Genomic DNA, 13,143 nt, shown 5'->3' with positions numbered 1-13,143 from the left:
CTCAATCAATTAATTTGGTAGCGCAGTAACTGCTTTAACGACAAGCGCAACCCCCACAGCAGCCCCAAATACCCCACCATCCCGACAACCACCACCAGAACCATCATCGCCAACCGCTGCTCAAACGGCCACGACATCCACGCCTCAGCGGCCGGCACCCCCCACAACAACCCCAACGCTAACAGGAGATTGGCCAACAGCAGCCGCCGAGCAAAGTGACCCCAGCCGAGCTGTGGCCGATAGATCTGCTCCCGATAGAGGTATCGCCCCAACAAAAACGCATTCAAATAGGCCGCCAGCGAGGTCGCCAACGCCAGACCGGCGTGAGTCCCCTCCACCTGCCACCACACCAACGGTACCACAAACAGTAGGTTAAGCCCCATATTCGCCCCCATCGAGATCACCCCATAACGCACCGGCGTACGGGTATCTTGACGAGCATAAAACCCCGGCGCCAAGACCTTAACCAGCATAAACCCCAACAGCCCCACGCTGTAGGCGCGAAGGCTCAGCGCCGTCATAGTAACACTATGGCTATCAAACTCACCATAATAGAAGAGCGTAATTAGCAGCGGCTCGGCCAAAACCATTAACGCGATCATCGCTGGCGTGCCAATTAAAAACAGCCAACGCAGCGCCCAATCGAGCGTATGGCTAAACGCCTCAGGCGTCGCTTCGGCGTGGTGGCGCGACAGGGTAGGGAGAATAACCGTGCCTAGCGCTACGCCAAAGAGTCCTAACGGAAACTCGACTAATCGATCTGAGTAGTAGAGCCAAGAGACGCTGCCGGCGATGAGAAACGAGGCTAAAATAGTATCAAACAGCAGATTAATCTGCGCCACTGAGGAGCCAAACATCGCTGGCAACATCAATGTCATCACCCGCCGTACCCCCCTATCACGCCAGCCCCAGCGCGGCAGCGGCAGTAACCCCATTCGCCACAGGGGGGGGAGCTGAAACAGTAGCTGCACCACACCGGCCAACGCCACCCCCCACGCTAGCGCTAACTCCGGCTCCCGACTATAGGGAGTCCAGTAGAGTGCGGCTGTCATTAAAATAATATTGAGCCAGATCGGGGTGAGTGCCGGTATCGCAAAGCGCTGGTAGCTATTGAGAACCGAGCTCGCTAGAGCGGTAAGCGAGATAAACAAAAGATAGGGAAAAGTCCAGCGCAACATCTCAGTCGTTAGCTGCTGTCGAAACGGATCGTCGCCAAATCCGGGGGCAAAGAGCCACACCACTGTCCCCGCCCCCATCCAGACTAGCAGCGTCAACCCCAATAACAGCGTCCCTAAGGTACCACTGACCGCCCCGATCAGCTCGCGCACCTCCTGCGGTGTTCGTTGTGTGCGATACTCGCTTAATACCGGCACAAAGGCTTGGGCAAACGCCCCCTCCGCAAAGAGGCGGCGCATAAAGTTGGGAATCTTAAAGGCGACAAAAAAGGCATCAGTTGCCGAACCGGCACCAAATAGCTGTGCAAACAGCAGATCACGCATAAAGCCGAAGATACGCGAGATAAGCGTCATGGCGCTGACAATCGCGGTAGAGCGAAACAGTCTCATGCGGCGTTAGCCCCTCTACCCCTACCCCGATTCGCTAATGCAGATCCGATTGCGCCCCTTTGCTTTAGCACGATAGAGCTGAGCATCCGCCATCACTAGCAGCCTATCCTCCTTGTTCTCTGGCTCTAACTGCGACAGCAGCACCAGACCGATACTGATAGTACAGCCGCTCTCGATCGCATAGCTGCCGTTCTCTACCCCCATTCGCAACCGCTCAGCCATCTCTAGGAGCGAGCAGCGCTCAATAGCCGGCACAAAGATCAAAAACTCCTCCCCGCCGGTTCGAAAGGCGTAGTCATCACTCCGAATGGTTGTTTTAATGATCTCGGCCACCGTTCGTAACACCTCATCCCCCAAGGTGTGACCATAGGTATCATTCACCTGCTTAAAGTGATCAATATCGAGCTGCATGACCCCTAAATCGGCGAGATTGCGTCGCGCCCACGCCACCTCCCGCTCTAAAATAGTCAACATATCGCGTCGATTACGCAGACCGGTTAGTGCATCGGTGGTACTCATCTGGCGCAGACTGTTCTCTAACAGCACCTGTTCGGTCACATCGCTAAAGCTAAACACTCGTCCGGTTATGCGACTGCCTCTCCTCATCGGTCGGGAGTATTGATTGATATAGCGGCTCTCTTCACAGCAGCAGATCACCCGCTCATCGATGCTATCTTGCAGTAGTAGCTGCTCCATCTCCTGTAGCCACTGCTCCCCCTCTTTAAATCGGGTCGAGATATCTGCCAGCGTTAGCGGCGACAGCTTCCCGCTATCTCTCTGCCACAGTTGCTGAAAGTTATCGTTAGTCAGGCAGGGGGTGCTCTCCCCTTGGTGCCATAGCGCAATTGCATCGCGAGTCGAATCGAGCGTCGCTTTGAGCAGCTCCTCACTCTCCTGTAGCTGCTGGCGCTGCTGCTGTAACTTCATTTGGGTATTAATTCGTACCCGCAAAATATCGGGTTTCACCGGTTTGGTAATAAAATCGACCGCTCCGAGCTCTAGGCCAGCACGCTCATCCTCATCACTCTCGCGGGAGGTGACAAAGATCACCGCAATATCGCGCGTATCAGGGTTAAATTTGAGCTTGCGACAGATCTCAAAACCATCCATCCCCGGCATCTCGACATCGAGCAGAATGATATCGGGGTAGGGCTCTCTGGAGGCGATGATTAAGGCCTCAGCGCCACTTTTAGCCACCAAGGTCTGGTAGCTATATTTTAGAAAAGTCGCGACAGTGGTCAGACTAATCGGTTCATCATCAACTAAAAGGATGCGTGGTTTACGGCTATTTTCATTCACTAGTTATCATTCCATCATTGACTAAGGCGGTTACTTTAGCTAGCTCCATCTGAGCTTGCTGAAAATCGAAATCTTTTACCAATTGACGCACTCTGCGCACCTGCTCGCTTCTTAGAGGAGCTAGGAGAGTATAGAGCCTCTCCATCGTATCGACTGCCGAAAAGTTATAGTGCTGTAGCTCCTGCGCTAACTGCTGTAACAGCGCTAATGCCTCTTCTTGAGAGATATCCCCCCCCTCGGCCAGCTCCTCGACACCCTCCTCATCAAGCGTCGCCTCAATCGCCGCCACGATCACTCGCAGCTCAATGATAAAGAGTGTTAGCTGCGGTTGACAGACTGCAAACGGCTCCTTTTTCAGGCAGTGATCCAACTTTTTGGCCGCCTCATGCAGCGCTCCCATCCCTAAATTGCCGCTCACCCCTTTCATAAGATGGGCTAAATGGCCAATTTCGCTATGGTTTTGCGCCTCAAGCAGTGCCGCTAGCTGCTCAGGTAGGGCTTGGTAACGCTCGACAAAGTCGATAAGTAGCTGTCGTAAATTCCCTCGTCGCTCCGAATTTTGTAACAGCGCATGGTGTGGATCGATCTGCGGCGGCGGTCGCCACCCTCCCGCCAACACCGCCTCATTCTCATTCTCAACCTCAACCTCAACCACCGCCTCTAGCCAGCGAGAGAGTACGCTAAACAGCTCATCGGGTTCAAACGGCTTACTGATATAGTCATTCATGCCGGCGCTTAAAAACTTCTGCCGCTCCTCTACCATCGCATAGGCTGTCATCGCTACGATCGGTAGCGAGTGCCACTGCGGCTGCTGCCGAATGTTAGCCGTCGCCTCAAAGCCATCCATCACCGGCATCTGAATATCCATTAAGATCAGATCAAAGGGTTGTTGCTCTAGCCTCTCTAGCGCCTCAGCGCCATTGGCCGCGACCGTTACCGCCACCTCCCACTCGCTCAAAAAGCCTATCGCAACCTTTTGGTTAATTTCGACATCTTCGACCAGTAAAATGTTGGCCCCTCTGAAGGAGAGATGCTCTGTCTCTGTTTTAGGACGCTTAACCGCTGTCCACTCTCTAGTGTTCACATCAAAAGCGGCTAGTAAACCGGCTAAGAGTTCCGGTGCCGCTAGCGGTTTACGCAACACTCCCTGCACCACAGAGGGGTGAAGATCGAGCCTAACCGCCTCAATTTGGGTCGCCGACCCCATTAACAGCACTCGTGGCCTCTCGATTTGAGATCGCGGCCCTAAGGCGTCAACGAACTGTAGCGCCTCCCCGCTCCCCTGCTGCACCATATCGATGAGCAGTAGGTCAAAACGCTGTTGCGAGAGCTGCTGTCGTGCCGCCTCGGCGCTAGCTACCCGACTCACCATTAGACCATAGCCACCGAGCTGCTGCTGCATAATAGCGGCCAAGGTCTGATTCGGTTCAAAAAGCAGTAGCCGCCGCTGCTGCAATATCTCATGCCCCGCCAACCAAGAGATCGCCCCCTCTGCCGACAACGAGAGCGGCAGCGTCAGCATAAACTCAAAACAGCTCCCCTCACCGGGTGAGCTAGTGACGCTAATCTCCCCCCCCATCATCTGTACCAGATTTTTGCTAATCGCTAACCCCAGCCCGGTGCCGCCATATTGACGGGTCGTGGAGGCATCGGCCTGAATAAAGGGCTGAAAGAGGGTCTCAATCTGCTCGCTATCCATACCGATGCCACTATCTTGCACCGTAAAACGGATCTGGTGCGCCTCTGGCGCGGCGTCCACTAGATCGACTCGCACGACCACCTCACCTTGGTGGGTAAATTTCAGCGCGTTACTGACCAAATTGGTCAACACCTGCACCAGTCGAGTCGGATCCCCCTTTAGATTGACCACAATGGCCGGATCGACATAGCCGATGAGCTGGTTGCCGTTCTCCGCCATCTTATCGCTAAACAGATTAATGACCTTAACTATCTGTAGTGGCACATCGAGCTCCGTTATCTCTAGCGTCAGCCGTCCGGCCTCAAATTTAGAGTAGTCGAGAATATCGTCGATAATGTAGCGCAGGATTTTAGAGGAGTCGATAATCTTATCGAGATAGTCGGCCACCAGCGTCTGCTCTACCCGTGGCCGAGCTAGATGGGAGAAGCCGATAATCGCATTCATCGGGGTGCGAATCTCATGGCTCATGGTGGAGAGAAAGGCCGATTTGGCCCGCGAGGCGGCCTCCGCCTCCTCTTTCGCTTGGCGCAACTCGCAGGTTCGCTCCTCCACCCGCTGCTGCAAATGGTCACGATGCAGCGCTAACTCGGCGGTTCGCTGCTCAATCATCGCCACCATCTGGTTAAAGCCATCCACCAACTGCCCTAACTCGTCACTGCTCTGCGTCTTCACCCGGAGCGAGTAGTCATTGCTGTGGCTAATGGTGCGCGTCGCATCGAGTAGCTGCTGCAACGGTTCGGCCACTAGCCGCTGCAAGCGCCACACCAGAATAAAGGCGATACAGAGTCCGAACAGGGTCGCGCCTAGGGTCACCACTAACCAGTCGTAGCTTAGCTGCTGCAGATGGTGACGACCCGATTCGATGTAGAGCTGACCTATCCGCTCACCATCGAGCATCACCTGCTGACTCACCAAGATTCGATCTGGCTGCTGCCTCACCCCCAACCAAGAGGGGGGCTGCTGTGGCAGTGCCCCGTTAGCGGCGAGTTTAAGAAACTGCTCACTCACATAACTAGCAAAGGGCTCAGCCTGATTGTGGCGAAACAGCACCCCAAAGTGGATCGGCTCACTCGCCGCCAGCGCCTGCAAAATCTCAACGGCACTCTTTTTGTCATTAAAGATCAGCGCAGCGCGGCTGTTAAAGGCGATAATCTGCGCTTGTCCCTGTAGCGATTTGGTCACTAAATCGGTCGCACTGTGCTGCTGATAGAGATAGAGCACGCCACTGACGAGTAGCAGCGCCACGAGCGCCGAGACGCCGCCGATAAAGAGTAACTTCTGCCGCAGACTCACGGCTTGCGCGCCAAATCTAATAGCTGCGCGGCAATCGAGAGCTGCCGTCTATTCGCGCTATCGGGGCTAATATCAAACCAGATCCGCCCCTGCTGCATAAAGAGCCGAATCACCCCCCCGTGCTCTAAAAACTGCTCCGACTCCCCCACCAGTAGTAGCGGTGCCTGCTGTAGCCTAGGTAGTAGCCGCTCTTCGATAAAAGCGCGTTCAGCCGGAATATAGAGCAGATGGCAGCGCACTATCTCGCTATCCATCGTGTAGCGATCGACATCAACAATCGCCAACCTCATCCCCCGCACCGACAACCCCTGTCGCTGTAGCTTATCGACCAGTGGTCTCGATTCGGCAATACAAAAACGCAGCTCACTCGTCGCAGACTCCTGTGGCCATTCGACAAATTTGGCAAAGTTATACAGCAGCGCCGCCACCACCTCCTCTCCGCCGACAGTCAGCGCGTTGAGTCGAACCGTCGGGATAGAGAGCCCCATCAACAGTGGCAGCGCAAACAGCAATGAGAGTGGACGCATAGCGGCTAAAACTGGTGTGATAGCGATAATAGCCAGCTTTGTGGCAGATAACCTATCATCGTATCGCCCCCAAAAGAGTCGAACTCCTGATGGTGATCTGCCCCCAAATTACGGCCACTCAACTGTAGCCGAGTCGCTTTAGACGGACGCCAACTTAAACTCAAATCGACAGCGGTATAGGCGGGAATAGAGCCCCCCTCAAGCGGCTGTACTGCATTGGCAAAGACCTCAGACAGCTCACCGACATAACGGATCCAGAGATTAGCGCTATACCTCCCCTGCTCCCAACCACCACGCAGAGTCACGGTATCACTAGCCGTTTTGATAGGAGCCACTTTAATCGCCGGTGTGGTGTTCTCCTCTGTTCTAAACCACCCCTCCCGTGCTGCCGCGTACCCTACCTCAACTAGCCACGGCACCGAGCGCCAGCCGAGGGTCAACTCTCCACCAAAGTTGCGCTCATCAATAATAGGGAGGGGACGAAAGAGAGTCGCGGCCACATTGCCATCCAATAACAACGCCTCTTGTGATAGCTCCTCAATCCGCCGCCACAATCCCCGATAGCGAGAGGTAAATAGCGACAGATCGATATAGTGTCGCCGTGATGGCGTCAGCCGTACCCCCCACTGCACACTCTCGACACTCACCGACTCCAGTTGAGGATTATTCCAGATATAAACCGAACTCAACTGCGGCGTGCTTGATGAGGCATCGCCAACCACCACATCGGCCAGACGCATCTGCAGCCCACGATTTAGCGGGCTCGCCACATGCTCGACCCGCGACCAGGCCGCCCAACTCAACGCCTCCTCCCCCAGACGCCACTTTAGGCGAGCAGAGGGGGCGAGAAAGCTCCTATCAATCTCATCATAATACTCCAGCTTAGTTCCCAAAGTGAGGGTAAGATCAGGCGTCCCCAGCTCAATCTCATCCCGAATAAAGCCCTGTAACAGATAGTGACTCACCCTGTTACCGTTTAAAAAGGCCTCGTTAAGCTCACCACGCATCCTCATATTGCGCCCGCCCAGACCAAGCTGCACGCTATGGCCGGGAACATTGAGCCAACTCAACTTCACCTCAAGCGCCTGCGATGTCCCTAAATAGGGGAGCGGAAAGTAATTCTCAAATCGATCTAGATAGCCACTAATATCGAGCTCAGCGCCAGAGGAGACTCTTCTCACCCACCGCCCCTGTAGATAAAAATCGCTATAGTCGCTCCCCGGCAGCGGCTGCTGCGGATACCACTGCCACTGATCGATCTCACCTTGAGTCAACTGGCTACTTATCGCCAGCTTCCCCCCCCACACCAGATCGTTATCGAACCGCATCCCAACGAGCCGATTGCGCCAGCCATCCTCTGCCTGCATCCCATTGATGGTCGGAGTCTCCTCCAGCCCCTCGCGCTCACGGCTGGCAAGATAGAGGCGATAGTCGGTACCTTCTCGGGTTCGACCGGTATAGCTAGCACTCAGCCGCTGGCGCTCGACATTACCACCGGCCCCATGGACTAACCAACCATCTTGGCCGATTGCTTTGCGAGTAATAATATTAATCACGCCATTGACCGCATTAGCCCCCCACAGCACCCCCCCTGATCCACGCACGACTTCAATCCGCTCAATGAGCTCCAGCGGAATATCGTGCCGAAACCAGAAGGTGCCGCTAAAGTACCACTCGTAGATAGTTCGGCCATCGATCAACACCAGCAGTTTAGTCGAGATCAGATCATTGTGACCACGAATCGAGACGGCATAGTTGTGCGAAGATATCTGCGCCACATTGACCCCCGGCACAGTGCGCAATAGATCGGGCAAGGTGGTGGCGCTACTGTGCTCAATATCGCTGCGCTGAATCACATAGACCGACGCGGCACTATCACGCCAACGAGTCTCACGCCCGCTAGCGGTAGTCACCTCTACCGACAGTAGCTGTTCCAGATCGAGCGTTAGTAGCCGCTCGCTCTCATGCCCCGCCACCGCACGACAACTAGGCCAGAGCAAGATCACCAGTAACGCTACCGCGAATGGTCGGTGAGTCATCACTATCATCCTTTTGTAACCCCCGACTCTAAACGAGTCTCGTTGCTAGTCGCTGCACGATCTCATCACGATTGAGCGGCTTAGTTAAAAAGTCGTCCATCCCGACCGCAAAGCAGCGTTCACGATGGCCATCGGTTGCATTCGCAGTTAGCGCAATAATCGGCGTCGGTGAGAGCCCCTGCTGCCGCTCATAGTGGCGAATACCGATCGTGGCATCAAAACCATCCATCACCGGCATCTGTAGATCCATAAAGATAATATCAAACCGCCGCTGCCGACAGATAGCCACCGCCTCCTCACCATTAGCGGCAATCGTCACCGTTAAGCCAAGACTCTTAAACACCACTTCGGCAATTTTCTGATTCACCAAATTGTCTTCAACCAGAAGCAGTTCGCCACTGAACTTCTCCGGCAACGGGGCAGTGCTCGGCGGCTCTGCCGCGACCTGAGCCGATTCAGATTTAGAGTCAAAATCAGCCCCAGCTTCAGACGACGCCTTAGCAGAGGCGGCAAAAATAGCCTGTAACCGAGCAATAATATCGTTACGATTAAAGGGTTTAGTCAAAAAATCGTCCATGCCACAAGCGATACAGCGCGTCCGCTCCTCCGAAGTGGCATTGGCCGTCAGGGCAATAATGTGGCTACGAGGCAGATTGCGCTCCTGCTCCCACTTACGAATCAGCTTAGTTGCGGCATAGCCATCGAGTAGCGGCATTTGGCAATCCATAAAGATCGCACCAAAACTGCGCTGTTTAATAGTATCGACCGCTACTTGGCCGTTGTCGGCCACAGTCACACTCAGGCCGAGACTCTCAAACAACGAGCGTGCAAGCTTTTGGTTAACCCAATGATCCTCGACTAGCAGAACCTCCCCCTCAAACCGCTCCTCAGCTTGGCTAGCGGTAATGACCTGCGGCGCAGTGGCGGCAACCGAAAACGGCAGCTCGAACCAAAAGCGCGCCCCCTGCTCCGGTTCGCTCTCTAGCAGCAGCTCACCACCCATTAGCTGAACTAGCCGCTTGGAGATCGACAATCCCAGACCGGTACCGCCAAATTTACGGGTGGTGGAGTTATCGGCTTGGGCGAAGGCGTTAAAGATTTCGCTCTGTACCTCCTTGCTAATACCGATACCGCTATCTTTGACATCAAACCGAATCCACACCTGTTGCGCGGTCGAAGCGGGAAGGCGCACCACAGCCATCATTACCCCCCCTTGCTGGGTAAACTTGATGCTATTACCGACCAGATTGGTCAAAATCTGCCGCAGGCGTACCGAATCCCCCGCAACCGCCTCTGGCAAAGCGGGATCTAAGGCGACGTCAAGCGTGATCGACTTCGCCTCAGCACGAGGCTGTAGCAGCGACGCCACCGCCTCGATCTCATGGGCAAGCGCAAACGGTGCTGACTCGACCTTTAGTTTACCGGCATCGATTTTGGAGTAGTCGAGAGTATCGTTAATCACCCGCATCAACCAATCCCCCGACTCAATGGCAGTGGTCAGATACTCTAGCTGCTGCTCATTGAGGGGGGTCTGCTGCAACATCTGCATCATCCCTAACACGCCGTTCATCGGGGTACGAATTTCGTGGCTCATATTGGCCAAAAAGAGCCCTTTGGCCTCATTAGCCTGCAACGCCTCCTCCTTAGCGAGACGCTGCTGCTGCTCTGAGATACGGATTCGCTCCATCTGCAGCTTAATCACCGCCGCATCAAGACGGTTATCGAGTAGCGCCGAGACCTGTTGGCCAAAGACATTAAATGAGGTGAGAAGCTCAGGCTTAGCCGGATCATAGAAGTCGGCCCCCTCCAGCGTCACCCCAGTAAAGAGGTAGCCTAACAGGCCTCGTTCACTCATGCAGGGGTAGAGCAGTAGCTGCGACAGCGACAACGATGCCTGCGCCGGCGGCAGGGCGTCGCTCTCAACAATCGCGCCTCCCGAGTCGATGGATAGCTGCGCCAACCAGCCTCGCAGCGGTTGCCACTCGATCTGATCCGTCGCCAACCCCTCTACCGCGTTAGGATCAGGGGCAAGCTCCCCCCCCTCCTCCTCGACCAACCATAACAGACCGAACTCAAGTTCAAAAATCTCGATCACCGCCTCTACCGTAGTGAGCGCAAAGTGGTCAATATCCTGCTGCTGTAGCGCCAAGGTGTTATAGCGCTGCATAGAACCGAAGCGAACTAGCTCCCGATCGAGCTGGTCGCGGGTATTAATTAGCTGCTGCTGCACCACCGAAAAGTGGCTAATCTGCTCTTTGAGCGCGGCATAGGCCTGCTCTAGCTCAGCGTAGCTTCGCTCTCTCTCCCTCTCTATGCGCGGCATATCACAGCCTAAGCGCTCGTATTAGCCCCCTCACGATAGAGGGCGTAGATAGCGGTAGAGTAGTTATGGTAGGTATTTTTCCCGCCCAGACGGGCAAATTCACCAAAACCGTACATCCCCAACCACGGGGGAATCTCGCCATCGGTCGCTAACGGATACTGCATCTGCCCGACTAGCTCCTCCTTCATGACCCGATTAAACAGAAATCGCCCCCGCGCTAAACAGTCGGCATGGAACACCGCCACCGGTCTGCTGCCTCCCATGCGCTGCAACATCTGCTCAATCATGCGGTTCATATCGTTAAAAATTCGCTCTTCATCGCGAATAGTAATCCAGAGCTCGCTCCCTTCGGGGCAGGAGGTGGCATACATCATACTGCCATCGTCCCTCTTTTGGGTCACCACCCGCAAAATATGGTCGTTGCCATACTCCGCCGCCAACTCGGCCGGTAGTCTCTCTGCCAGAGCACCTACCGGAATGGTATCGCCACAGTTTGCCGCAGCGCTCAGCCCGAGCCGTTCGGTATAGGCCTCCCACGCCGGGCGACCATCGAACTCAATAATCCGATTCCCCTCAGAGCGGGTCACCACCAACGGCTCACCGACGGCGATAAAGCCGTGAGTCGCTTGAGTATCGACTTTGAGCGTTGGATCGGCATAGCCGACCGCCCAAGCCGCATGTTCATAGACCTTATCATCCACAATTTGGTAGCTCACCTTACCGCGCATATTATCGGCCGAAGTCGCCCCAAAAAGGGTCACCTCCGGCCCAAGAACGCTCTCTAAGCCGGCGATGCAGAGATCGTCGTTAATATCGATACCAGAGGCGAGCAGGTGTACCATATTGATAGCCGGATTGGCCGCTTTGAGCTGTTCTGCTAGCTCCACCGCCTTCTCGAACGAGTTACCGCTATAGATACCATCGACATGAGCCACCACGATCTCACCCTTACCGCGCAGCGCCATAATCGCCACATCTTTCATCGACTCGCTCACCCCTTCGCTGCCGATAACGCCACAACAGGAGCTACCGACCACCCTCGCCGAGGGGGCTAACTTTATTGCCGTCTCAGCTAGTTGCTGAAAATGGTGGCCTAGTGAGGCGTGAATGACCACCAGATCACACGCCTGATTGGCCTCTCCTAGTGCCGCCTCCATACACTCAGTCATCGCTCGAACCGAATTGACCATCCGTGTGCTAGCAGAAAAAAATTCAATCATCGCCAAAAAGCTCCCCTAGTCTATTGTTAAGCACCCAACCGTAGCGCCATCATAACGCTATTAGGGCGCTGGATTAAAGTAACTCAACTGAATCTCATCCACCGCCTGCTCCATCGCCTCACTCCAATGAATCTCTATCGCCGCGATATTCTCCTGTAGCTGCGCCATGGTAGTCGCACCGATCAGGGTCGTCGCACAGAACCAACGCGAGTAAACATAGGCTAGCGCAAACTGAGTGAGAGAGAGGCCAAACTGCGCTGCCGCCTCGCTGTAAGCCTTAAGCGCAACAGGAACCATCGGCTTAGCATAACGCTGGGAGAAGGCACCAAAGCGGGTCACGCGCCCGTCGGCCAGCGGATGGTGCAGATATTTGCCGCTTAAGTGGCCAAAGGCGAGCGGAGAGTAGGCTAGCAGGGCGATCTTTTCGCGGTAGTTAAGCTCTAACAGCGCCGTCTCATAGGTACGGTTAAGTAGATTATAGCAGTTCTGTACCGAGACGATGCGCGGTAAGTTGTGCTCTTTCGCAGCCTGTAAGAACCGCATCACCCCCCACGGCCACTCATTAGAGAGCCCTATCGCCCGCACCTTGCCCTCATCGACCAACTCGGAGAGGGCCGCGAGTGTCTCCTCAATCGGGGTAGAGTCGTGCTCTAAGGCTGGATGAAAACGAAACTGACCAAACATCGGGGTGTTGCGTTCTGGCCAGTGGAGTTGATAGAGATCGATATAGTCACTCTGCAGCCGTGTTAGCGATCCTTCGAGCGCTCGGCGCAAGTTCGCGCGAGTAAAGGCGTGATCTCCGCCTCGAATCCACCCCATACCGCGCCCGCCGCCGGTCGCCTTGGTCGATAGAATAATCCTCTCCCGTGGCTGGCGTGCTAACCAGTGACCAACGATCGACTCGGTACGGTGTACCGTCTCGGCCCTAGCGGGCACCGGATACATCTCGGCGGTATCGATCAAGTTAATGCCGGCCTCTAGCGCATAATCGAGCTGCTGATGCGCCTCGGCCTCGCTATTTTGTTCGCCAAAGGTCATGGTTCCTAGACCTATTTTTGAGACATACAGTGCACTCTCACCTAACTGCGTCACCTCTAAAGACATCTCACTCTGCTCCTATGTTGATAAACATCGCCGCCGCAACGGAAGTCATCGTGTTGTGTACCCTCTAGCCTATC

At 55.0% G+C, this 13,143-nt stretch carries 8 protein-coding genes; all 8 read right to left on the bottom strand.

Going from position 1 to position 13,143, the window contains the following annotated elements; all coding sequences use genetic code 11:
• Nucleotides 1-5 precede the first annotated feature (5 nt).
• Nucleotides 6-1,565 (bottom strand): murein biosynthesis integral membrane protein MurJ, encoded by a 1,560-nt coding sequence (murJ, locus tag D5085_10015; GenBank protein QEP43430.1) that lies wholly within the window; start codon nucleotides 1,563-1,565, stop codon nucleotides 6-8.
• Nucleotides 1,566-1,586: 21 nt separating this feature from the next.
• A complete protein-coding gene (locus tag D5085_10010) occupies nucleotides 1,587-2,864 on the bottom strand; it encodes a diguanylate cyclase (GenBank protein ID QEP43429.1) in 1,278 nt (425 codons plus the stop codon).
• Nucleotides 2,857-5,856: a response regulator gene (locus D5085_10005; GenBank protein QEP43428.1), complete on the bottom strand. Its 3,000-nt coding sequence runs from the start codon at nucleotides 5,854-5,856 to the stop codon at nucleotides 2,857-2,859. The genes D5085_10010 and D5085_10005 overlap by 8 nt, the downstream gene beginning before the upstream one ends.
• The gene (locus D5085_10000) at nucleotides 5,853-6,383 is read right to left on the bottom strand and encodes a YfiR family protein (GenBank protein QEP43427.1); all 531 of its coding nucleotides are present in this window, start codon (nucleotides 6,381-6,383) and stop codon (nucleotides 5,853-5,855) included. Before D5085_10000 ends, D5085_10005 begins: the two co-directional genes overlap by 4 nt.
• Before the next feature lie 5 nt (nucleotides 6,384-6,388).
• Nucleotides 6,389-8,431 carry a hypothetical protein gene (locus D5085_09995; GenBank protein QEP43426.1) on the bottom strand — a complete coding sequence of 681 codons (2,043 nt, stop codon included), beginning with the start codon at nucleotides 8,429-8,431 and terminating at the stop codon, nucleotides 6,389-6,391.
• Nucleotides 8,432-8,450: 19 nt separating this feature from the next.
• On the bottom strand, nucleotides 8,451-10,745 hold the full coding sequence (locus D5085_09990; protein QEP43425.1) for a response regulator: 2,295 nt from the start codon (nucleotides 10,743-10,745) through the stop codon (nucleotides 8,451-8,453).
• Between the two features lie 8 nt (nucleotides 10,746-10,753).
• Nucleotides 10,754-11,935 carry a hypothetical protein gene (locus tag D5085_09985; GenBank protein ID QEP45122.1) on the bottom strand — a complete coding sequence of 394 codons (1,182 nt, stop codon included), beginning with the start codon at nucleotides 11,933-11,935 and terminating at the stop codon, nucleotides 10,754-10,756.
• Nucleotides 11,936-12,025: 90 nt separating this feature from the next.
• Nucleotides 12,026-13,069, bottom strand: coding sequence for an aldo/keto reductase (locus tag D5085_09980; GenBank protein QEP43424.1), 1,044 nt, complete (start codon nucleotides 13,067-13,069; stop codon nucleotides 12,026-12,028).
• Nucleotides 13,070-13,143: the final 74 nt, after the last annotated feature.

It is taken from the genome of Ectothiorhodospiraceae bacterium BW-2 (assembly GCA_008375315.1).
GTDB lineage: Bacteria > Pseudomonadota > Gammaproteobacteria > Thiohalomonadales > Thiohalomonadaceae > BW-2.
Note: the sequence above shows the minus strand (reverse complement) of the source record. Positions and strands in the feature narration are given on the sequence as shown.